This is a genomic window from Providencia sp. PROV175 (assembly GCF_032707045.1).
GTDB classification, from domain to species: Bacteria; Pseudomonadota; Gammaproteobacteria; order Enterobacterales; family Enterobacteriaceae; genus Providencia; species Providencia hangzhouensis.
This window is the reverse complement of sequence record NZ_CP120533.1, coordinates 1,238,303-1,261,931: the sequence shown is the minus strand read 5'-3', so window position 1 is coordinate 1,261,931 and position 23,629 is coordinate 1,238,303. Positions and strand designations below refer to the sequence as shown.

Below are 23,629 nucleotides of genomic sequence, written 5' to 3'. Positions count from 1 at the left end.
GTTGCATGAAACCAAGGTAAAGTTATGCAAACATCGGCACGAAACAAAAAATCAGTCCTGGTCACAGGTGCATCAAGCGGTATTGGCTTTTGTGCTGCACAGACACTTCGGCAGCGTGGCTACCATGTTATTGTTGCCTGCCGTAAAGAAAGCGATATTTTACGCCTAAAAGAGCTAGGTTATGACACTGTCTCCCTTGACCTCGATAATAAGGATAGCATAGAAACCGCGGCTCAAACGGTGTTAACATTCTGTAATCACCGCCTTTTCGGATTATTCAACAACGCTGGTTTTGGGGTGTATGGCCCATTAAATAGCGTCAGCCGCGAACAACTTGAAGCCCAGTTTTCCACTAACTTTTTTGGTGTTCACCAGTTAACGTTTTTGCTATTACCTGCAATGCTAGCGCACCATGAAGGGCGAATTATCCAAACTAGTTCAGTGATGGGGGTTATTTCAACTCCCGGACGTGGCGCTTATGCTGCCAGCAAATACGCATTGGAAGCCTGGTCCGATGCACTACGCTTAGAATTGGCAGGAACAGGGGTGAAAGTGAGTTTGATTGAACCGGGCCCGATTCATACGGCTTTTACTCAAAATGTTGAACAAACACAAAAAGATAAACCCGTTAAAAACCCAGGTATTGCTTCACGTTTCACCTTAACACCAGAACATGTGGTAGAAAAACTGATCCATGCGTTAGAAAGCCCGCGCCCTAAAGTTCGCTATTCTGTCACGTTATTAACCGTCGCAGTGCGTATCTTAAAACGTATTTTACCTGACAAAATAATGGATAAAATACTGGCAAATCAGGGGAAAAAAGCTTGAAAAAAGCAAAATCAGCCCCACTTTATTACTATTGCTCACAAATTCTATTGATAACAAATTCAAAAGAGACTTCTTATGTTTGCTAACGCTCAGATAATTGATATTAACGAAACCAACCTACACCAAGTCATTGAACAATCAATGAACTTACCTGTCATGTTTTACTTTTGGTCACCGCGTAGCCCTCATTGCCAAGATTTCGGTACCATGTTGGAAAAAATTGCCAACGACTACGCAGGGTTATTTATTTTAGCTAAAGTTAATTGTGATGAAGAACAAATGATCGCAAGCCAGTTTGGCTTAAAAGCGATCCCTACTGTGTATGTATTACAAAATGGCCGCCCTGTTGATGGCTTTGAAGGACCACAACCAGAAGAGGTGGTGTTGGAAATTTTATCTCGCGTGCTGCCAAGCCCAGAAGAAATGAAAGCAGCACAAGCTGCTGAATTAATTGCAGAAGGTAAAACACAAGAAGCGCTGCCATTGTTAAAAGAAGCGCATCAGTTGAACCCCCAAAATAGCGACATCACGTTATTATTGGCAGAAACACAAATCGGTTTAAATCTCGTTGATGACGCACAAGCTACTTTAGAAGCTGTCCCATTACAGGATAAAGACAGTCGTTACCAAGGTTTAATCGCACAAATTGAATTATTGAAGCAAGCTGCGGACACCCCTGAAATTCAGCAATTACAAGATGAATTCAATCAAGATCCACAAAATACAACATTAGCGGTTCAATTAGCCCTAAAACTGCATGAGGTGAACCGCAACGAAGAAGCGCTGGAAATGTTATTCGGCTTTTTACGTACCGACTTGGGTGCGGGTGACGGCGCAGTAAGAAAAACCATGATGGATATTATGTCGGCAATGGGAACCGGTGATGCAATTGCCAGTAAATACCGTCGCCAAGTATATTCATTACTTTACTAATTAAGAGTTAAATATGGACTTGTTCGCCTTTGGTGCAATACCGATTATCATTTTTGTCGCTGTCGTTATTGTTTTTACCTGTGTTAAAACAGTACCGCAAGGCTTTCAATGGACCGTTGAGCGCTTCGGTCGCTATACCCGTACGTTGCAACCCGGCTTACATATTATTGTGCCATTTATGGACAAAATTGGCCGTCGCATCAATATGATGGAACAAGTCCTTGATATCCCATCTCAAGAAGTTATTTCTCGCGATAATGCCAATGTCACTATTGATGCTGTCTGCTTTATCCAAGTCGTTGACCCAGTACGTGCAGCCTATGAGGTTAGCAACCTTGAGCTTTCGGTACTGAATTTAACTATGACGAATATTCGTACCGTATTAGGTTCCATGGAACTAGACGAAATGTTGTCCCAGCGTGATTCCATTAATAGCCGCTTGTTGCACGTGGTGGATGAAGCAACCAACCCTTGGGGGGTCAAAATTACCCGTATCGAAATTCGTGATGTGAAGCCACCAAAAGAATTGATTAGTGCGATGAATGCGCAGATGAAGGCTGAACGTACTAAACGTGCCGATATTCTTGAGGCCGAGGGGATACGCCAAGCGGCAATTTTAAAAGCTGAAGGTGAAAAGCAGTCACAAATTCTCAAAGCCGAAGGGGAACGTCAATCGGCATTTTTACAAGCCGAAGCGCGTGAAAGAGCCGCGGAAGCGGAAGCAAAAGCGACACAAATGGTATCTGAAGCTATCGCCGCTGGTGATATGCAGGCTATTAATTACTTTGTGGCGCAAAAATACACCGATGCACTGACCAGTATTGGTTCTGCCGAAAACAGCAAAGTCATCATGATGCCATTAGAAGCCAGTAATTTAATGGGCGCAATTGGTGGGATTACTGAGCTAATCGGAGAAAGCAAGAAAACCAGTGCCATGAAAAAGCAGGTAAAAGAATGATAGAGCTTATCAGTGCTCAACCCGCATGGTTTTGGCTGTGCCTTGGTGGGCTATTGCTGATTGGTGAACTTCTTGGTACCGCAGGCTATCTTTTATGGTCGGGTATTGCTGCGGTGCTTGTTGGGGTTATCACTTGGGTACTGCCATTTATCGGTTGGGAGTGGCAAGGGATTTTATTTGCCATTTTTACCGTTGTCTCCGCTGTGTTATGGCGCAACTGGTTGAGGAATAGGCAAAAAAATAAGGCAGATAACGTCAACCAAATTAGCCATCAACTCATCGGCGTTAAAGGCCGTTTGTTGTCAGATACTGAAGAAGGTTTTAGCCGTGTACGCCTTGCAGATGGCAGTTGGCGTGTCTATAGCGACACGCCATTAAGTGCCAATACAGAAGTGGTGGTCATCGCAGTAGACGGCATCACCTTGCAGGTTAAGCCTTCGCATGATGACAACACCCACGTGCCAAGTGATCAATAATTGGGCAATCTGCACCATCATCCCCAGGGCATACGTCCACGAGCTCTTGTAATGTATCTCTAATGGCAGACAATTTAACGATTGTCTGCTCTATTTCATTTATCTTAGCTATCGTTGTCGTCTTTACATCAGCACTATGTCTGGTTGGATCACGAAATAAACCTAATAGCTCACCACATTCATCCAAGGTAAAACCCACATCTTTTGCCTGTTTAAGCAATACGAGTTCGTTTAAATGACGCTCCTGATAATAACGGTAGCTATTTTCCCCTCTTTCAGGCGGTGTAATTAGCCCTTTGTCTTCATAAAAACGAATAGCTTTTGCAGTTAGGCCCGTTTTTTTGGCAATTTCACTAATATTCATAATTCCTCTTGACCTTAACCTTGCTGGAAGGTGTAACCTTTGTTCATTGTCGAATTATAGACCTAATTGTAGATAAAGTTATAGACCCAATACATCAAACGGGTTTTGGAGGCTGCAAAATGAGTAACATGATTATTTTAAAATTACAGGGGCTAAGCTGCATGCACTGTGTCGGCTCAGTCACTAAAGCGCTCGAAGGGCGCGGTGATGTCACTAACTTAAAAGTCACTATCGATTATGCTGTGATGGAAAGTGATAGCAATGTCGATGACATAATTAAAACCATCGTCAATGCAGGCTATGAAGCTGAGGTGGCTAAGAGCCCAGATATCGAATTACAACTTTCTGGCCTCAATTGTATGAAATGCGCAGGTAAAACACAAAAAGCACTCGAAGAAGTTGACGGTGTCGCCGCTGCAGTTGTCGATACGACTAGCGCCAAAGTATATGGCACTGCGGATGCGCAAACGTTAATCGCTGCCGTTCAACAAGCTGGCTACAATGCAGAACTGGCTCAAACAAAAGCGATCTCTTTAGCCCTTTCGGGTCTAACTTGCATGAAATGTGCCGCTAAAACACAGCAGGCGCTAGAAGCGGTTGATGGTGTTGAAAGCGCAACTGTCGATACCCAAACCGCTGTTGTTCGTGGTACGGCCTCCGTAGACGCTTTAATTGCTGCGGTTCAAGCCGCTGGCTACCAAGCCACTGAGAATGAATCTCACCCAAAAACTGAGCCGCTGAGTACCACAACTGAACAGCCGGAAGCTGATTCAGCGGCAATCTGTGAGATCCCGGCACAAGAGTCTGATTTAGGTGAACAACCTGAAATTAGCCCAATGGATGACAGTGTACAGTTACTGCTTGATGGCATGACCTGTGCCAGTTGTGTCAATAAAGTTCAGAAAGCCTTAAATAGCGTACCGGGTGTTGAAAATGCACGGGTCAACTTAGCAGAGCGCAGTGCTTTAGTCACCGGAACTGCTGAACCTAACGATTTAATCGACGCGGTTGTCAAAGCAGGCTATGGCGCGGAGATCATTCAAGATGAAGCCAAACGCCGTGAGCGCCAACAAGAAGTCGCGCAAGCCAATATGCGCCGCTTTCGCTGGCAATCGGCATTAGCTCTTGCCCTTGGTATCCCTGTGATGGTATGGGGGATGATGGGCGATAACATGGTGCTGACTGAGCAAAACCATACCATTTGGCTCACCATTGGTGCATTAACCCTTGCGGTAATGGTATTTGCAGGGGGACACTTTTATCGTAATGCATGGCAAAGCCTGAAAAATGGCAGCGCCACTATGGATACCTTAGTTGCGTTAGGAACAGGAGCGGCTTGGCTTTATTCGATTGTGGTGAATATTTGGCCTGAGTTATTCCCAGACCAAGCTCGCCACCTTTATTATGAAGCCAGTGCCATGATCATCGGTCTTATTAACCTTGGTCATGCCCTAGAGCAGCGAGCTCGCCAACGTTCATCAAAAGCCCTTGAACGCTTGCTAGACCTGACACCGCCAACTGCCCGTGTTGTCACAGAGCAAGGCGAAGTGGATATGCCACTGGAGCAAGTCAAAAAAGGGATGGTTTTACGCTTAGCTACGGGTGATCGTGTGCCTGTGGATGGTGAAATTATCGAAGGCGAGGTTTGGTTAGACGAAGCCATGCTAACCGGTGAGCCGATCCCACAGCAAAAGAGTAAAGGGGATCAAGTCCATGCCGGAACCGTGGTACAAGATGGTACCGTGCTATTCCGTGCCGCTGCTGTCGGTAGCCAAACGACTTTAGCACGAATTATCCACCTTGTTCGCCAAGCACAAAGTAGTAAACCACAAATTGGCCAGCTTGCTGACCGTATTTCTGCGGTATTCGTGCCTGTAGTTGTTGCTATTGCTTTGATTTCAGGGGCTATTTGGTATTTTGTTGGTCCTGCGCCACAAATAACTTACGCATTGGTTATTACCACAACCGTGTTAATTATTGCGTGCCCTTGTGCGCTTGGCCTTGCAACACCAATGTCGATTATTTCTGGCGTGGGCCGAGCGGCTGAGTTTGGCGTGTTAGTACGCGATGCAGATGCATTACAGCAAGCCAGTGAATTAGATACCATTGTATTTGATAAAACAGGTACATTAACTGAAGGAATGCCTCAAGTTACGGATATCCACGTGTTTAATGGGTTCGAACAAGATACCGCCTTACAGTTTGCCGCTTCATTAGAAAATGGCTCTAATCACCCACTTGCCCGCGCTGTTTTAAATCGCGCAAAAGGCTTAACACTACCCGCTAATGAGCAGTTTAGAACCTTAGCTGGGTTAGGTATTAGTGCAATAATTAACGGCCAAACTATTTTGTTAGGTAACCAAAAACTGTTAGCGCAAAATAATGTTGATACCCGTGACGTTGAAGAAACATTACACCAACAAGCCACTCAAGGCGTAACACCTGTTCTACTGGCTGTTGATGGTAAAGTTGCCGCACTGTTATCTATCCGTGACCCATTGCGTGAAGATAGCATAAGCGCACTGGCGCGGTTACATAAACAAGGTTTCCAATTAGTCATGTTAACTGGGGATAACCCAGTAACTGCCAACGCCATAGCCAAAGAAGCGGGTATTGATGAAGTCATTGCGGGCGTCATGCCAGACGGTAAATCTGCTGCTATTGAAGCCTTACAAGCCAAAGGCCACAAAGTGGCAATGGTGGGTGATGGTATCAATGATGCACCTGCTCTCGCCCGAGCTGATGTAGGTATTGCGATGGGCGGCGGCAGTGATATCGCTATTGAAACGGCATCGATTACCCTGATGCGCCAAAGCTTACATGGTGTAGCCGATGCAGTGTCTATTTCGAAAGGAACACTGCGTAATATGAAGCAAAACTTATTTGGGGCCTTTGTTTACAATACCTTAGGTATCCCAATTGCCGCGGGTATTTTATACCCAATTACCGGGACTTTACTTAACCCTGTCGTTGCAGGTGCGGCAATGGCTTTATCATCCATTACCGTGGTCAGTAACGCAAACCGCTTATTACGCTTTAAACCTGAAAAATAATACCCAAAAAAGGGAGGAACATGAGTTCCTCCCTTTTTAATGATGAATGCTGTTCATATCGAAACCTTGTCACCACAACACTTCATTTTCTTACTAAGTAAAAATCGCATTATTTTTTATGTCATTAATATCAAGCTAAGCCTATACTTATAAATAGTTAGTTACTTAATATTTGGAGTACAAAATGCTTAATATTGATCGTGAAAAACTCGCCAAACTTGCAGGCGAAGAGTTTAAAAAGCAACGTACCTTTTTGGTGATCTTATCCATTTTACTGTTGGCTGGTGGAATTTTTTGCATTATCAACCCAATGATTTCAGGCATTGCCGTTAGTACCGTACTTGGGGTGCTCCTGATTATTGGGGGCGTTGGCGCGATTGTAAGCATTCTAAGTACCGTGATCTATACCGGTTGGTCCCGGTTATTTGGTTTTGTTATTGGCCTTATCTATATCATTGTCGGCTACTCGTTTATTAAAGATCCGTTACAAAGTTTGGTAGCTTTGGCTATTTTAGTGGCGGCTTTATTTATCGTGGGTGGGGTCATTCGGCTGTATGTCGGCTTCCAACAAATTAGCTCAGCGGGTGGCTGGTTACAAATCATCATTGGGCTGTTAGATTTCTTTATTGCCTATTTGCTTATCGGTAATGGCCCAATTACATCAATTACCTTACTGACAACCCTAATTGGTATCGAAATGGTGTTTAGTTCCTTTAGTTTGTTCACGTTACTCAGTGTATTTAAAGGTATCAGTAAAAATAATTAACCCTACCATGCCCCTTTGACAGGGGCATTTTTTCGCCTCCACGATGTCATCAATCTGCTAAAAAATGCGCAATTAGCGATGAGTATTCGCAAATTGCGGCTAGATTGTTTAACCTAATAAAATGAGAGATAACACAGGGGCGAAATCGTGGGTAAACTGTTCGAAAATTTAAAAAATTGGCTTCATACGCAAACCGCTCCGGCTTACCCTTACCCTGCCATTGATATTCGGCTATCAAAAAATCTTAAATTGCACGTTGTGGGTAGCATCCATATGGGAACAGAAAATATGTTTCCTTTGTCTGCCACATTATTAGATAAACTTAATCTCGCAGATGCCTTGATCGTTGAGGCGGATATCACTGAAACTCACTCCCCATTTCCTAGCGATACCACCGAACTTCTCCCTGTCGAACAACGACTCACTCTTGATGAATATCACCTTTTTCAACAATATTGCTTAGAGCTCCGCCAATCCCCCGAACGCTTTGATGCCTTACCCTCATGGCAAATCGCCCTGATTTTGCAAGCAACCCAAGCCCAAGAACTCGGGCTTAGAGGCCACTACGGTATTGACTACCAACTTATCCGTAATGCGCAATCACAACTCAAACCAATTATTGAACTAGAAGGAACCGCCTCTCAAGTTGAATTGCTGCTTTCTTTGCCTAATAATGGGTTAGCGTTATTACAAGACTCATTGAAACACTGGCGTGAAAACGCGCGCTCGCTACAAACGATGATAGGCTGGTGGCTAGACTACCAACCCAATAATCGTACCGCTTTACCCAATACCTTTAGCGAAGATATTTACCAAGTATTGATGAAGCAACGAAACGCGAATTGGAGCGAACAACTTAGGTCACTTCCTGATGGTAACTATGTGGTTGCCGTTGGTGCGTTGCACCTGTTTGGTGAAAATAGTCTGGTAGAATATTTGCGAAACTAAGTCATAAATAGAAGGCTCAAAATGACCCCAGCCGTTAAATTACTCGAAAAACAAAAAATTTCCTTCACTTTACATCCTTATGACCACGACCCAAATGAAAGTAACTTTGGTGATGAAGCAGTACAAAAACTCGGGTTAGATGCCAAGCAAGTGTTTAAAACCTTGTTAGTCGCACTCAATGGCGATCAAAAAACGTTAGCCGTGGCCGTAACACCTGTTTCGGGGCAATTAGATTTAAAACAGGTTGCCAAAGTGTTTAAGGTCAAAAAAGTTGAAATGGCGGACCCACAAATCGCTCAAAAAACAACGGGATATTTGCTTGGGGGAATTAGCCCATTAGGTCAAAAAAAGCGCTTACCAACAGTAATTGACGACCAAGCTCAGCAATATGCCACTATGTTTGTTTCAGGTGGGAAACGTGGGCTAGATATTGAACTTGCTCCTACCGATCTCGCCAAAGTGCTGAATGCAACCTTCGCTGAAATACGAAAATAGCATTACACTTTGATGGCATTGAGGATTATTGGATAGTATTAAACTAAAAAGCCCCACTGTGAAATAAAGTGGGGCTTTCAAGGTAATAATGATTTAATTATTTATTATTATAAATAATTTCACCTTTTGGCTCATAGTCTGCCGCTTTCAGCGGGGAGTGTTTTTCAATATACCCTTTGAGCACTTCCGCATCGACAAAGCCGGTATTAACATAATTAGGGTGGTTATCAATTTTCGGGTAACCGTCCCCACCAATTGCATTGAAATTCAACGTTGCCATACGATACGTCTTGGCCGGGTCAACAGGCTTCCCATCAATTTTGACATCACTAATCGTGCCATCTTTATTCAGGGTTAAATTCACATTGTAGAACTGACCATACGCGCCTGCATCTGGTTTCATATTCGCAACCGCAGTCAGATATGGGATAACTTCATCACCTTTGAAGTCCACATAAACTAACTCATTGGCAAACGGTTGAACCTTAAGCACATCTTTATAAGTGATATCGCCACTTTCGATAGAGTCACGAACACCGCCGCCGCTCATAATCGCAAAATCAGCCCCTGCGCGTTCTTTTTGTGCGGCTAACAGAAGGTGCCCCATATTGGTTTGCACAAAACGCACTTTACTGCGATCACCTTCAAGTTTACCTTCAACTGAGCCCACTTTAACACTCAATTGCTTGTCACCTTTTTCTTGATAAGGTGTCAGTAATTTCATCATGTCAGGGTTATGAGCAATTTCTTGCGTATAATAAACACGCTCGCTAGTCCCATCTTCTTTTGTGACTTTTTTCTTCAAGTTAATTGGGATTAACTGGTAGTGCTTCAGGGTAAACTTACCGTTTTTAAATTCAAAATCCGCACGGCCAACATATTTACCCCATTCATGGGCTTGCACAATCCAAGTTCCATTTTGGTTATCTGGCGCACACGGTGTACCGGGTACATAGTCTTCCTGTTTGTAGTTTTTCTTTTCTTGAGACATACAAACAGGGTCTTGTGAGTGACCACCCACTATCATATCCAAATAACCAGCGGGTAAGCTGCGTGCCATTTCTACATCGCCTGGGGCATTCGAACCATGGTTGCCATCATCATAATGCCCCATATGGGTTGCTGCGATAATAATGTCTGGTTTTTCTGTCGCACGGAGCTCTTCAACCACTTTTTTGGCTTCGTCCGCAGGCACACGGAATTCGACATCAGGGAAGTTGGCAGGGTTACCAATACGCACGGTGTCATCAGTGGTTAAACCCATAACCGCAATTTTTACACCTTGTTTATCAAAGATTTGGTAAGGTTTGAAAAGGCGTTTACCTGTGCTGCTTTGATAAATATTGGCAGATAAAAACGGAAAAGTTGCCCATTTTTCTTGCTGACGCAACGTCTCAAGTGGGTTATCAAACTCGTGGTTCCCTAATGCCATTGCATCGTAACCGACTAAGTTCATTCCTTTAAAATCGGGTTCTGCATCTTGTAAATCAGACTCTGGTACACCGGTATTAATATCACCACCAGAGAGCAGTAAAACACTGCCGCCTTGTTTAGCGACTTCGTCACGAATTTCATCAACTACCGTTTTTTGCGCTGCTAAACCATATTCACCGTGGTCGTTGTGCCAAAAGTGGCCATGATGGTCATTGGTATGCAAAATGGTAATATTGTATGTTTTGTCTTTTTCCCACGCATTTGCCATAGTTGCGGGTATTAACGCTAACGATACCGTTAATGCGCATGCCTTAAATGCAAACTTCATACATTTCTCCCTGCTGGTATAGGAATTTTTATACAGTCATATTAGATTATAGTTTGTCACTACCTGCTGTCTTATAGCATAAAAATATGAGCAGGATTTGATACCTATTGCAGAATAAGAAATTCGTTTCATAAAAATGAGATCGCCATCAAATAATTAACGAGCACTAGTTATTCACGTGATTTATTTATTCATTTAAATAAATTGTATTTCAGTTATATTAATAACAATTATGTAACACAAAAAGTTGATAATGACATGAGTGAGCAAACCACAACCCCCAACAACCCAAGCCCGTCAAAGCCATTAAATAAAACAGGGAAAACGCTCTTTAGTATCCTAACTGCGATCAGTGTTTCTCATTTACTCAATGACATGATCCAGTCACTGATCTTAGCCATTTATCCTTTATTACAATCTGATTTCTCATTGAGTTTTGCCCAAATCGGGATGATTACCCTTACTTATCAGATTACCGCATCACTGTTGCAACCGATTATTGGCTACTATACGGACAAACATCCACAACCTTATTCCTTGCCAATAGGAATGAGCTTCACGCTAACGGGGTTAATCTTGTTAGCGATGGCAGAAACCTTCCCGACCATATTACTTGCAGCAGCATTGGTTGGAACTGGTTCTTCTGTCTTCCATCCTGAATCTTCTCGTGTTGCTCGTATGGCTTCAGGGGGTCGTCATGGTCTGGCACAATCATTTTTCCAAGTCGGAGGCAACTTGGGCGCCTCCCTTGGGCCACTACTTGCAGCACTAATTATTGAACCCTACGGAAAAGGCAATATTGGCTGGTTCTCGCTCGCTGCTCTGCTTGCAATTGTTATTTTGTTGCAAGTCAGTAGCTGGTACAAACAACAACACCGCGCAGCAAGTAAAAAGCCGATCAGTGCAGGGAATGTTAAAGTCTTACCACGAAAAACAATTATTGGCTCTTTGGCAGTACTGTTAATTCTGATTTTTTCAAAATATTTCTATTTGGCGAGTATCAGTAGCTATTACACCTTTTATTTGATCGATAAGTTCGGTGTTTCTGTACAAAATGCTCAAATTCATTTGTTTGTTTTCTTATTTGCCGTTGCCGCAGGTACTATGATTGGTGGGCCAATAGGTGACAAAATAGGACGTAAATACGTTATTTGGTTCTCAATCCTTGGAGTTGCGCCATTTACCTTAATTTTACCCTATGCATCTCTTTATTGGACTGGGGTGCTTACCGTAATTATTGGTATGATTTTAGCCTCTGCATTTTCGGCTATTTTAGTCTACGCACAAGAGCTGATCCCTGGTAAAACCGGCATGGTATCAGGGTTGTTCTTTGGGTTAGCATTCGGTATGGGGGGCGTTGGCGCCGCCGTTTTAGGCCATATCGCAGACCAGACCGGTATTGAACAAGTTTATCATTATTGTGCTTTCTTACCCTTACTTGGGATTTTTACAGTATTGCTGCCAAATATTGGCAAAAAATAGATTTATTTTCTTATTTTATCCATACTTACCTAAAAATAAGTATGGGTCTTTCCTTCCATAATTCAGATTAATTTCAGATAAAAATCTCATAAACACACAGCTTGTAACGATTTAGCTCCTTTAACCTGTCTTTTTTTTAAAAACATTTCATTTTTTTAAGGAAATTTATCTCAAAAAAAGTTAGAATATAAAAACATGCAATTTGCATTTTAAAATGAAGGCCTCATTTTAAAAGTCAACGGCATGTACCCACCTTTCTATTTTTATATTCACCAGAGGAGACTAAATGGAGCATTCAACGCCCTTAATCACAACCATTGTTGGTGGTCTCGCCCTTGCATATTTGTTAGGTATGATCGCGCAGCGATTAAAAATTTCCCCTTTAGTTGGCTATCTTGCGGCCGGTGTTCTCGCAGGCCCATTTACCCCTGGCTTTGTTGCTGATGCAGCATTGGCGCCTGAACTTGCTGAAATCGGTGTTATCTTACTGATGTTTGGGGTAGGCCTACATTTTTCATTAAAAGATTTACTTGCTGTTAAAGCTATCGCCATTCCTGGAGCCATTGCACAAATCGCAGTAGCAACCTTACTGGGTCTTGGCCTGTCCATGTTATTTGGCTGGGGAATATTTACAGGTGTTGTATTCGGCCTGTGTTTATCAACCGCCAGTACCGTAGTATTACTACGTGCTTTAGAAGAACGCCAACTGATTGAAAGTCAGCGTGGGCAAATTGCTATAGGCTGGCTGATTGTTGAAGACCTCGCCATGGTCTTAACACTTGTTCTTCTGCCTGCTGCTGCGGCTATCATGAACACCGATGACGCTAGCTTCAGTGAACTCACGTTAGGCCTTGCATGGACAATAGGTAAAGTTGTTCTATTCATATTTATTATGATTGTCGTGGGGCGTAAAGTTATCCCATGGATTTTATCACGTACCGCATCAACAGGTTCTCGTGAACTGTTTACTCTTGCCGTACTAGCACTTGCATTGGGTATTGCCTATGCCGCTGTGGCTATTTTCGATGCCTCATTTGCCCTCGGTGCGTTCTTCGCAGGGATGGTATTAAATGAGTCTGAGCTCAGCCACCGTGCTGCACAAGACACGCTGCCATTACGCGATGCCTTTGCCGTCCTGTTCTTTGTCTCAGTTGGGATGCTATTCGACCCAGTGGTATTAATTGAGCAACCGCTAGGGATTTTAGCCGTTCTCGCCATTATCATTATTGGTAAATCCGCAGCCGCCTTAGTACTTGTTAGGATGTTTGGTCATTCTCGGCGAACCGCATTAACTATTTCTGTTAGTCTTGCACAAATTGGTGAGTTTGCCTTTATCTTAGCCGGTATGGGCTTAACCCTAGGCGTAATGGATAAAGACGCACAAAACTTAGTATTAGCAGGCGCAATTGTCTCGATTATGCTAAATCCTGTGCTATTTAGCTTATTAGATAAGTACCTTGAGAAAACTGAGACTATCGAAGAGCAACTGCTGGAAGAGACTCTGGAAGAAGAAACCCAAGTTCCTGTCGATATCTGCGGCCACGCAATCATCGTCGGTTATGGTCGAGTAGGTGGCATGCTTGCAGACAAACTGCGTAGAAGGGAAATTCCGGTTGTTGTTGTTGAGGATACCCGCGCTCGGTTTGAAGAACTTGCTGAAAATGGCTTTAGTGCAATTTTAGGCAATGGTGCAAATAAAGATATCATTAGCCTTGCGCGTATTGAATGTGCCAAAACATTGCTTTTAACCATTCCGAATGGTTATGAAGCTGGGGAAATTGTCGCAACAGCAAAAGAAATGAACCCAGATATCACTGTGATTGTTCGCGCCCATTATGATGATGAAGTCAGTTTTATCAAAGAACGAGGGGCTGAGCATATCATTATTGGTGAACATGAAATTGCTAAGTCCATGGCAACACTCATGTGCAATGATGTGGAAGAGTTCGGTTGTTCTATCGATGATTTTATTGATAACGACAATAAAAAAGTTGAAGGCAAAAACTTAGATGAATATCTAAAACCTAGCCACTAAACACCACCCTATCTTTAAAGCCGTAGCCTTTGGATTACGGCTTTTTTACGCAAACTTTTTGCTCATCTCTTAGGTAGTATTCCGTAAACATAAATCATCTAGGAACTTACCGAATGAAAAAAACAGTTTTACTTTCTCTATTAACCTTGCTTGCTTCATCTGCTTATGCCGTTGAAAACTGTAGTGATGAACAACGGAATATGCATGATGATAATTTGCATTTGATGACGCAAAAAATCGTGTATGGCCCTATCAAAACAATTAAAACCGTAAACTATAGCTCAGCCCATATAGGTTCATCCTTAGACAGTAAAACTCTTAAAATGGCATTTTTACCTTGCGGTGAACTAGAAAGCTATCAAAGTGAATCAAAATGGTTTTTAAATGGAGAGCTCAATTCATCACTGAAAAGAACAATCCAGAGAAAACCAACTTATCAAATGGTGAACCTGATTTCATTAGGTCAACCCGTGCAGAATATGGAAAGCAAGTTCACTTTTGAACAAGATCCATCCGGCAAAATATCAGCAGTCAAAACTCAAGATCAGGCAGGCAAAGACTACACTGTCACTGCTAAGTATAACAATGGCAAAATAGATTCGACAAAAGGGTTTTCTGAAGGGATGGAGGTGTTTTACCAATATTCTTATGATGACCAAGGTAGGTTAGCCGCTATTCATGGAAATTCAGGGCGTGATACTCGCCAATTTACTTATGACTCTGATGGCTTCTTTCAGAAAGAAACTCGGACAATTAAAATTGATACTGATGAGATAACTACCATTATTGAATGCCTAGAAACTGATAAATATGGTAATTGCTTAACTGAAACAGTAACCAATTCACATAGTAGCCAGCCAGCCCCTTTAATTGAGACGTTTAAATACCAGTACCAATACTATTAAAATTAATTAATATTCCACAAAAAATCCATGACGATAAAACGTCATGGATCATCAAGATAACTATAAATAAACGTTATTCTGCCATTTGTAGTTTAAACTCATCCCCTGTCCAAACTGGCAATCCTTGGTCTTTAAAAAACTGAATTTCCGCTGCAACACCACCGCTCTTTTCCCAGCCTGGCAATGTCAGCACAATTAAACCATCACAGCGCTTTAGAAATTCCATATCAATAGAAGACCATGCGACTTTTAGCCCTTGTGAGGCCAAGTATTGGTTAATTGGATGGGTCATCGTGATTTGGCTATAAGTAGCGATACCTATAAGCGCAAGTTCTGCCGCAAATTTAGTACATTCAGCAAAGCGCATTTCTACGACACTGCTGTCGGGGTCTGAATAAGGGCAAGCAATAAAATAGAGGCTCATAATCATTCCTAGTATTGGCGTTAATCAAATTTTGGGTAAAGTAACCCTATGAAAAATAATTAAATATATTTCATAGGGTGTGTTTATAATTGAATGATGAAAATTAAAGCTTATTCAACATCCGCAACAATAATTTTCGTTTTAGGATGTTTTTTATTCTCAGGTAATTTAAATTCTTTGCTGGTTGTCACCAAATAATCAATATTGTCCCAACTCGTCACAAAATTAATCGCATGCTTATTAGCCTTTGTGCCATCCGCTAACACCATTAATTTATCGCTGTTTTCCATCATCTTTTGCGCAATTGCGGCTTCATCGACGTGCTGATCCATCACACCATGCAATGCATGTATCGCCCCTGCCCCAATCACTGCGTAATCTGCAAAAAACTCAGCAATATTTTTTAGCGCAATCGCACCTAAGCATGCGTTTTGTGCGGCGTTAAATTGCCCACCAATCAAAATTGTTTCGATAGTTACGTTTTCTTGTAACGTATTTGCCAATAAAGGCGAATTCGTAATAACCGTTAAATTATCAATCAACTTGATTCTTTGGCTAAATTCAAAGGTCGTCGTGCCAAAATCGATAAACAATGTGTCTCCGGGTTTAATCAGCTCCGCGGCTTTCGCTGCAATCGCTTTTTTCTCATCAACCGCGGCTTGGGCTCTTTCCGTAAAATTACGTTCAAATTTTGACTGAATGTTTACGGCTCCACCATGGACTTTTTTTAGTAACTTTTGTGTTTCAAGTTTACTAAGGTCACGACGGATAGTTTCTTGCGCGACATTAAAATGTTTAGCAAGCTCCTGTACGTAAACCTGCCCTTGAGTAGAAAGTAACTCAATGATGGTTTGATGACGTACTTTTGAGGAACGTCCCTCACACATAGTTTAATCCTTCTTAACCATTTAACTTTCCAGCACTATACAACAGTGATACTAATTTCAGTAGCGTCCCGTTGTATTTTTGTTAAATCAATATTTTTCAGTAAAATACGTCGTGTTGGTAAACAGCGATGGCGTTTTTCATATAACAGGGTATTTCCTGCCATAACTCGAATAGTTCCGCTCACGGGTTGTTCAACTTTGATATTAAAATCAATTTGTCGCACTGATAAATTATCAATATCAATACATGCAGGAACACTAAAACAAATTTTCGAGTCAAACTGCACAGGAATATGTTGGGTTTCTTTTAATTGTTGTTGATGATGATTTGCTAATAAATCGTCAGCGATCCGTTCTCCTGTCACTAAGCCTTCTTGATAACATTGGTCGCCCATATCGGCCGGATGCAACATATTGCCCGCAGCATAGTAACTGGCATCTGAGCAACGTCCATATTGGTCTGTTACCGGTTTCCCTGTCGCCGCATCAAACCCCAAATGACTTTTACGGATTAACGTGTTTTCACCGACAAATTGCCCGGTAAAAATGACCGAATCACACATAATTTTGTGGCTTTTACCTTTGGTTTCAACAATCACATATTCCACGCGATCTAATCCACCAATCTCCGTAATCTTACTGTTTAGATGAATGGGAGTCCCCATTGCCTTGGCAAATAACGTCGCGGGTTTAAAGGCTAAAATCCGTTCGCCACTTTCAATCATCGCTTGGGCTTTAACGCCTGCGTTTTTTAATGTCCATAGCGCCGAAAAACTCACTAATTCACTGCCAACTATCACAGGATTACGGCAAGGCTTCTTACCATTTAGATAAACAAATTGCTGTAATGCTCCGGCTGTTAATACCCCTTGAGGGCGCAAGCCTGAAACTAAGCGCGGGTGTCTAGGTGTTTCTCTGCCCCCTGTTGCTATCAGAACCCGCTTAGCTTGCATTTCGACAAGGCCTTCTGGTGTTGAAACCGTTAATTTTCCATTAGGCTGTAATGCCGTTACCGTACTACGGGTGAAAATCGGCGTATTTCCCAGTTGATTGACAATTTTTTCTGCAAATTGATTGCCTTTCATCGGGCGCTTGAATGCGAGTATGCCAAAAGTTGGGTGTTGGCAATGACGCGGAACACCGCCTGCCTGCGCTTCACGTTCAATAATGGCGATATTTTGAATACCGCGACGACGCAAAACCTGTGCCGCAGCAACACCAGTAGGACCCGAGCCAATGATAATCACATCATAATTTAAACTCATTTTACGGCCTCCACTGCCAGTGTGTGGTCGAAACGACCATTAATGATTTCAGCCACCTGGCTACTACAATAAAACCCATTACAGCGCCCCATCATCACTCGCGTTCTGCGGCGTAAAGCGCCTAAACACTCGGGAGGAATATCCGAATCAAATGCGGCTTCAATCTCCCGCTGAGTCACTAATTCACAATGGCAAACAATACCGCCATTGCTTTTGCATTGGTAATCCCGTTGATGATATTCAGAAATCATTGGCATAGTGGGCCAAATGAGCGCTTCTGGCGGTGATAATTCAAAAAGTGGTGTGAAGTTTTCTTGATACAATTTACCAAGATAGCTCGCCACACCTAACGCTGAGGTTAAGCCTGTGGAACGAATTCCCCCCGCACATATCCACTGCTTTTCAGGGTAATCATTAATGCGGTAATATTTTTCTTCTGTCGCAGGACGTAACCCCGCATAGGTTGCGGTCACACTGTAATTGTGCAATGAAGGTAACATACGTGAACCTTGGGCAATTAGGTCCTCAAGGACTTCCTGTTTTACTTCTGCCTTCCAACGGTCATCTTGTTCTTCCGCTGTTGGGCCAAGTAAGAGGTTGCCAAAGATGGTTTTTGATAGCAAAACACCTTTTGTGATAGCCGTTGGCACAGGCAAGATAATCGCATTGATATCTGCCGCTGCGGCTTTATCATAAACAAGAAACTGCCCTTTACGTGGTTTTATTTGAAACGGTGATGGGTGGCAAATGGATTCAACAATATCCCCATTAATTCCTGCACAGTTAATGACTAAACGGGCAGAAAACTCACCTTTTGATGTGGTTAAATTCCATACTCCATCATTAAGTGCTCCGCCGCTTACCTCACAATGAAAACGGTATTCAGCCCCATGTTTCACAGCTTGAGTTAAATACGAAAGCGGTGTACTCCATGGGTCGATAACCGCCTCACCGGGAACAGAAACGGCTGCTAGAGCACCTTCCGCTAAATGTGGTTCTCTACGATAGAGCTCTTCTTTATCAATAATTGCCACATCTAATACATTGTTAGTGTGCGCTTGTTCGACTATCGAAGGTAATTTACTGAGTTGCTCATCATTCCATGCAACCACTAATGCTCCTGTTTCAAGAAGAGGTAAATTCATTTTTTCTCTAATTTCAATGAATTCACGATACCCTTCTTGCATGCACTCAAGCTCTAGACTCCCTGGTGTGGCGTCAAAACCTGTGTGTAATAGCGCACTATTTGCCTTACTTGCTCCCGAAAGGATGTCACCTCCACGTTCAAGTAACAACGTGTTGGCACCCATCAGTGTGAATTTACGTGTCACAGCACAGCCAATGACACCACCGCCGATGACAATGACATCCCAAATTTTTTTATTATTAATATCCATGGCTGAGATCCTTAACTTAAAACTTGTACACATAAAACCACACAATTCCCACAATCACAATAAATAAAACAACACAAAGCACAACAACAACCAAAGACTTACTCACATTGTTACTTTATTGTGATTTTTGTCACATTAGTGAAACTTACTGTGAGTTTTTTGTGGATTTTATTTCCGATTGAACGATAGTAAGCAAAAAAACAGACCCATTTACAACATTTATAACACTGGGAACATTGTGATGCTCAATCAACGTTATGCGGCTATCGATCAGGGAACAACGGGAACCCGGGTCGTTGTCTTTGAAGAAGGCGGCCATTATCACTCCCCTATGAGCATTCCTCATAAGCAAATCACATTAAATAGTGGTTGGGTTGAACACGACCCAGAGGAAATACTGGCAAACATCATTAAGTGCTTACACAGTTGTGAAGTTGTTGATGCTATTGGGCTTTGCCACCAAGGCGAAAGTATTGTGGCGTGGGATGCGGACAGCAAGCGCCCTTTATACAATGTGATTGTTTGGCAAGACTTACGGACAGAAAAAACTATCTCAATGCTCAAGGAAGCAGGGTTAGAGCCGCTGGTACAGTCTAAGTCAGGCTTACCGCTAGACCCTTATTTTTCCGCCAGCAAAATGGGTTGGATTATTGAAAATGTCGTCGGTGCGAAAACATTAGCGGATAAAAATAAATTACGCATTGGTACGATGGATGCATTCTTCCTCGACCGCTTATGTGGCGTATTTGTCACCGACTACAACTCAGCGTCTCGAACTTCATTACTCAATATTCATACCTTGGAGTGGGACCAAGAGCTATGTGACATTTTTGGTGTTCCCATCCATTGCTTGCCGCCTATTAAAGACAATATTGGTGACTTTGGCGCAATAAATCTTGATGGGCACCTCACACCAGTCACCGCCATTATTGTTGACCAATTTGCCGGCACATTCGGCCATGGTTGTCGTGAAAAAGGTGATGCCAAAATCACCTTCGGCACAGGCGCGTTCTTGCAAGCACTTACTGGCACCGATATTCCACAAACTCATAACAGTGGTTTATTACCGACACTCTGTTGGAAGTTTCCCAACCAACCCCCTGTCTTTGGCTTAGATGGTGGCGTATACAACGCAGCATCTGCCATTAATTGGGCTCGCAAAATCGGTTTGTTTGACTCATTCGATGAACTGGGTGATTTCAGGGCTGAATCCGCCATTAAACGTGGTCTTGCCTTTGTCCCAGCGTTATCTGGTTTAGGGTGCCCATACTGGGATCGCAGTGCCGCAGGTCTCTGGGCTGGGTTTTCATTAGATACTGACAAAAAAGACATGATGCAGTCTGTCTTGGAAGGTATAGCAGCACGCTCCGCTGAAGTTATTTTTGCAATGGAAAAAATTTCACCGCTAGGCCAATCAATCTCAGTCGATGGAGGGCTTTCTTCAAATCAATATTTTAAGCAATTTTTAGCTAATTTATTACAAAAAGACATTGAAGCACCAGCAAACCGTGAAGTAACCGCACTAGGCGCTGCCTTATTGGCTCGCAAAGGCATAGGGATCACTCACGAAATGGCGGTAAGACGCAACGCTACTGTGACACATCCTGATGGAACGAATATGCAAGGTGTGATGGAACAATATCGCGACATCATTGCCCGTTCTCGCCAATTAAGACACTAAAATAATAAAAGGAAACCCTGCCATGGCTGAATTCGGAAATTACATTATTTATTTGATTATGTGCGGAGCCATCATTGGCGCAGTCGCATCTATTGTGAAACCAACCAGTGAACTGGGGAAAGAGTTTGTTAACGGGATCTTTTCTATCGGCCCCGTATTTCTTGCTCAAGCGGGGATCATGGCCGCAGTTCCACTACTCTCACAGTTAATATCTTATGTACTCGGCCCCGTGTTTTCATCGGTCGGGTCTGATGTTTCAATCGCGGCTTTATCAATTATTGCGGTTGATATGGGCGGTTACCAGCTAGCTGATGCTTTGACAACTAATCGAGATATGTGGATCACGGCAATGTTGATCGGTTATACCTCAGGTGCCACCATTGTTTACCTGATCCCTGTAGGATTAACAATGTTAAATCGCAAAGATCATAAGTATCTTGCGCTTGGTGCAATGGCTGGGTTGATCTCAATACCATTTGGCGTACTCGCTTCACTGCTATTAATTACGTTCAATAATATTCCAGTCAGGGACATTATTTCTACGAACTCACCAGCGGCACATCAATTAACCTTAGATTTCTTTACCATGTTGCAATACTTGATGCCGCTGTTTGTATTCTGTTTTTTATTGGCTGCTGGGCTAAAATATCGCCCGATGTTAATGGTAACCGGCTTCCTGATTTTCGGTAAAATCATGGATGCATTCGTCAAATTAGTCTTAGCATTTTCCATTGTTGAGCACTTTACCGGAGTATTCACCAAAGTTTTCGGTGCATGGGGCTTCGACCCACTGTTTGCAGACCAAAATGAGCTATTCCGTGCCATCGAAATTGCAGGTTATATCGGTATTATGTTAGCGGGTACATTCCCAATTTGTTATTTGTTCCAACGCTACTGTAAACCTTTAGTACGTGCATTAAGTAACCGTTTAAAACTGAGTGATACGGGTTCTTTAGGATTTATTATGGTTATGGCAAACATTATTGCTACTTATCACTTATTCAAAGAAATGCGTGCGAGGGATAAAGTATTATGTGTCGCATTCGGTGTTTGTGCACAGGCAACCATCGGTGACCATCTTGCTTTCACCGCTAACTTCCAACCCACTCTCGTTTTACCTATTTTACTTGGTAAGTTGGTAGGCGGCTTCTTAGCGGTATTTATTGCGATTAAAATCTCAGTACCGCAGGCGATGCGTTATGAAGCTGAAGATGCAAAAGCAGCCGAAATAGTTAAAGAAGAAAGTGAACTCGCTGTTGCTAAACAACATTAATTAGCATTAACCATACTTATATATTTAAAGATAATTAGCTGTATGCCAAATATGAATACTCATAAAGTAGCATACAGCTTTTATTTATTAGTCTGAAATTAACTCAAACTCTCATCAATTATTAATATTGTACTCACTATATGGTTATCTATATTAGTCATCATTAACCATTACATTATTTATAGATACATAATTTGAAGGTAAATAATTACCTTAATTAATAAAATTTAGTGACAACAACTCATCAAAATAATTGTTCAAAAAGAAAGGCACCTCAATAACAATTATATTGAAGTGCCTTAAAATCGATATCATTAATTAAAATGAGAATTATTTCGCTTTAACGTTCCCAATAAGACTCTTCTAAGCTATCTTCTTTTTCAGGTAAGCCACGAGTCAAACGAGGCGAATGCTGAGTTAATACTTGATAACTTACACGATTAGCATATTTACATACTTGAGCTAAAGAAGAATACGTTAAGTATTGGCGCTCATGTTTACTGGAATTAGGCACATTAGAACGGTGGTAAGAATTGGCGGTAATATCGTGAAGTAATGCCGATAAAGCCCCGTCTCCCGCCCCATTTGTGTTCATTATTTTCTCAGGTCCCCCCATATAAGGCTCGATATGAGAGAAAATTCGTAATGGAACTTGGCAATCTTGCTGGCGCATTGCTCGGCTAAACTCGTACAAGTTAAATTCTGCAATTGCCCCCGGTAATAGTGGATGTTGCGTCGTACGTTTATAGGCGTCTTCGGTGTAGCCTGCCATATACAGGCCTGATGGGCCCGCCGTACATAAAACTAAATCTACCCAGTCTAATGCCATATTAGAGGCAAGTAATGGGTCACTCAGCCCTGTCAGTTCCTGTGCTTCGTCTTCATTCATTGCAACTACTGAAATATGTTCCGCTAAAAAATCACGCCAAAACTGAGGGTCTTGAGCAATAACAAATTTAGTTCCGAGCGTTAACACAACGGGGACATTGTGCTTTTTCGCATATGCAATAGCCTGCATAGTCGCATCAGGCATGGTTTCTCCGGGTTTACAGCGGACTAAATAAGCCGTTAATACCAATGCAGAAGCCCCAGCAATAATGTCCTCGGGAATGCTATTTGGGTGCAAGCGATTCATATGGCCAGGGCTGATAGCAAACGTTCGCTCGCCATTTTCAGTGATCAAGGTAAAACAGCGCCCGATAGGGCCATCCACACCTTGTAGAAAATTCAAATCCATGCGACTTGAGGTGTGACATAAATAGCGATACGCATAGCTACCAATTTGGATGCTATTGCACATTGTGCCCAATAAAACTGACCTGTCATCGGCTAAAACCGAATAGTTGTGCAGCGTATTGCCAATCGTTCCACCTGCAAACTCATGAGTAATCAAGGCATTATCTGTAAGTTCTTTATACAAAGCTTCGGCGACATCGTCTTCAATAACCAGCGAATGCCCCTTACTCAATTGATAGCGCTGAATGAAGTCGTCATCCACTTTCGCTTCAATATCGACTAATGTTTGGTCGATACCAACAATATAGGACTTACAATTCTCATCATCCGCCAATGTTTCTTTTAAAGGCTGTAATAAAGGATCTCTGAGACTAACAGGAAAATAGTGTTTTGACTTGCGTTGACCGGGGAATTTCATAATTAGAAGATTAACAATGGAACATCACCCTATTCTAGCACGA

Annotated in this window: 20 protein-coding genes; 13 read left to right on the top strand and 7 right to left on the bottom strand. The window is 42.4% G+C overall.

The window, feature by feature from the left end:
- The first annotated feature begins 24 nt into the window (after positions 1-24).
- The 4 genes from P3L44_RS05390 (at position 25) to P3L44_RS05375 (ending at position 3,195) form a co-directional block, all read left to right on the top strand.
- The gene (locus tag P3L44_RS05390; protein WP_272662051.1) at positions 25-828 is read left to right on the top strand and encodes an SDR family oxidoreductase; all 804 of its coding nucleotides are present in this window, start codon (positions 25-27) and stop codon (positions 826-828) included.
- A gap of 75 nt (positions 829-903) precedes the next feature.
- Positions 904-1,761 carry a co-chaperone YbbN gene (locus P3L44_RS05385; protein ID WP_272662050.1) on the top strand — a complete coding sequence of 286 codons (858 nt, stop codon included), beginning with the start codon at positions 904-906 and terminating at the stop codon, positions 1,759-1,761.
- 13 nt (positions 1,762-1,774) lie between these two features.
- The gene (locus tag P3L44_RS05380) at positions 1,775-2,719 is read left to right on the top strand and encodes an SPFH domain-containing protein (RefSeq protein WP_004260315.1); all 945 of its coding nucleotides are present in this window, start codon (positions 1,775-1,777) and stop codon (positions 2,717-2,719) included.
- A complete protein-coding gene (locus tag P3L44_RS05375) occupies positions 2,716-3,195 on the top strand; it encodes an NfeD family protein (protein ID WP_140171209.1) in 480 nt (159 codons plus the stop codon). Before P3L44_RS05380 ends, P3L44_RS05375 begins: the two co-directional genes overlap by 4 nt.
- Here the strand turns inward: P3L44_RS05375 and cueR are convergent.
- A complete protein-coding gene (cueR, locus tag P3L44_RS05370; protein WP_096863259.1) occupies positions 3,149-3,559 on the bottom strand; it encodes a Cu(I)-responsive transcriptional regulator in 411 nt (136 codons plus the stop codon). The two genes, P3L44_RS05375 and cueR, sit on opposite strands and share 47 nt — an antisense overlap.
- A 119-nt stretch (positions 3,560-3,678) precedes the next feature.
- Between cueR and copA the strand changes: the two genes are divergently transcribed.
- The 4 genes from copA (at position 3,679) to ybaK (ending at position 8,821) form a co-directional block, all read left to right on the top strand.
- Positions 3,679-6,612, top strand: a complete 2,934-nt coding sequence (gene copA, locus P3L44_RS05365) for a copper-exporting P-type ATPase CopA (RefSeq protein ID WP_272662049.1) — start codon at positions 3,679-3,681, stop codon at positions 6,610-6,612.
- Between the two features lie 184 nt (positions 6,613-6,796).
- On the top strand, positions 6,797-7,378 hold the full coding sequence (locus P3L44_RS05360) for an HdeD family acid-resistance protein (RefSeq protein WP_004260329.1): 582 nt from the start codon (positions 6,797-6,799) through the stop codon (positions 7,376-7,378).
- A 147-nt stretch (positions 7,379-7,525) separates the two neighbouring features.
- Positions 7,526-8,326: a TraB/GumN family protein gene (locus tag P3L44_RS05355; protein WP_110592243.1), complete on the top strand. Its 801-nt coding sequence runs from the start codon at positions 7,526-7,528 to the stop codon at positions 8,324-8,326.
- Positions 8,327-8,347: 21 nt separating this feature from the next.
- Positions 8,348-8,821, top strand: coding sequence for a Cys-tRNA(Pro)/Cys-tRNA(Cys) deacylase YbaK (ybaK, locus tag P3L44_RS05350; protein ID WP_004260336.1), 474 nt, complete (start codon positions 8,348-8,350; stop codon positions 8,819-8,821).
- A gap of 97 nt (positions 8,822-8,918) precedes the next feature.
- Here ybaK and ushA read toward each other — a convergent pair whose 3' ends face one another.
- Positions 8,919-10,583 carry a bifunctional UDP-sugar hydrolase/5'-nucleotidase UshA gene (ushA, locus tag P3L44_RS05345; RefSeq protein ID WP_004913593.1) on the bottom strand — a complete coding sequence of 555 codons (1,665 nt, stop codon included), beginning with the start codon at positions 10,581-10,583 and terminating at the stop codon, positions 8,919-8,921.
- Between the two features lie 258 nt (positions 10,584-10,841).
- Here ushA and P3L44_RS05340 point away from each other — a divergent pair, with 258 nt between their 5' ends.
- The 3 genes from P3L44_RS05340 to P3L44_RS05330 all read left to right on the top strand — a co-directional run bounded on the left by P3L44_RS05340 (position 10,842) and on the right by P3L44_RS05330 (position 15,005).
- Positions 10,842-12,065, top strand: coding sequence for an MFS transporter (locus P3L44_RS05340; RefSeq protein ID WP_140171215.1), 1,224 nt, complete (start codon positions 10,842-10,844; stop codon positions 12,063-12,065).
- 286 nt (positions 12,066-12,351) lie between these two features.
- Positions 12,352-14,100, top strand: a complete 1,749-nt coding sequence (ybaL, locus tag P3L44_RS05335) for a YbaL family putative K(+) efflux transporter (protein WP_140171217.1) — start codon at positions 12,352-12,354, stop codon at positions 14,098-14,100.
- Between the two features lie 113 nt (positions 14,101-14,213).
- On the top strand, positions 14,214-15,005 hold the full coding sequence (locus P3L44_RS05330) for an RHS repeat domain-containing protein (RefSeq protein WP_140171218.1): 792 nt from the start codon (positions 14,214-14,216) through the stop codon (positions 15,003-15,005).
- Positions 15,006-15,078: 73 nt separating this feature from the next.
- Here P3L44_RS05330 and P3L44_RS05325 read toward each other — a convergent pair whose 3' ends face one another.
- The 4 genes from P3L44_RS05325 to P3L44_RS05310 form a co-directional block, all read right to left on the bottom strand.
- Positions 15,079-15,429 carry a DUF1937 family protein gene (locus tag P3L44_RS05325; RefSeq protein ID WP_272662048.1) on the bottom strand — a complete coding sequence of 117 codons (351 nt, stop codon included), beginning with the start codon at positions 15,427-15,429 and terminating at the stop codon, positions 15,079-15,081.
- Positions 15,430-15,539: 110 nt separating this feature from the next.
- A complete protein-coding gene (locus tag P3L44_RS05320) occupies positions 15,540-16,316 on the bottom strand; it encodes a DeoR/GlpR family DNA-binding transcription regulator (protein ID WP_004260363.1) in 777 nt (258 codons plus the stop codon).
- Between the two features lie 35 nt (positions 16,317-16,351).
- Complete coding sequence (locus P3L44_RS05315) at positions 16,352-17,581, bottom strand: NAD(P)/FAD-dependent oxidoreductase (RefSeq protein ID WP_272662047.1); 1,230 nt, start codon at positions 17,579-17,581, stop codon at positions 16,352-16,354.
- Positions 17,578-18,978 carry an NAD(P)/FAD-dependent oxidoreductase gene (locus P3L44_RS05310; RefSeq protein ID WP_140171224.1) on the bottom strand — a complete coding sequence of 467 codons (1,401 nt, stop codon included), beginning with the start codon at positions 18,976-18,978 and terminating at the stop codon, positions 17,578-17,580. Before P3L44_RS05310 ends, P3L44_RS05315 begins: the two co-directional genes overlap by 4 nt.
- 241 nt (positions 18,979-19,219) lie before the next feature.
- Here P3L44_RS05310 and P3L44_RS05305 point away from each other — a divergent pair, with 241 nt between their 5' ends.
- Together P3L44_RS05305 and eutH are read left to right on the top strand one after the other, a co-directional pair.
- Positions 19,220-20,659, top strand: a complete 1,440-nt coding sequence (locus P3L44_RS05305) for an FGGY family carbohydrate kinase (protein ID WP_140171357.1) — start codon at positions 19,220-19,222, stop codon at positions 20,657-20,659.
- Between the two features lie 22 nt (positions 20,660-20,681).
- Positions 20,682-21,932 (top strand): ethanolamine utilization protein EutH, encoded by a 1,251-nt coding sequence (gene eutH, locus P3L44_RS05300; protein ID WP_200129243.1) that lies wholly within the window; start codon positions 20,682-20,684, stop codon positions 21,930-21,932.
- 340 nt (positions 21,933-22,272) lie between these two features.
- Here eutH and P3L44_RS05295 read toward each other — a convergent pair whose 3' ends face one another.
- The gene (locus P3L44_RS05295) at positions 22,273-23,586 is read right to left on the bottom strand and encodes an inosine/guanosine kinase (protein ID WP_036958371.1); all 1,314 of its coding nucleotides are present in this window, start codon (positions 23,584-23,586) and stop codon (positions 22,273-22,275) included.
- Positions 23,587-23,629: the final 43 nt, after the last annotated feature.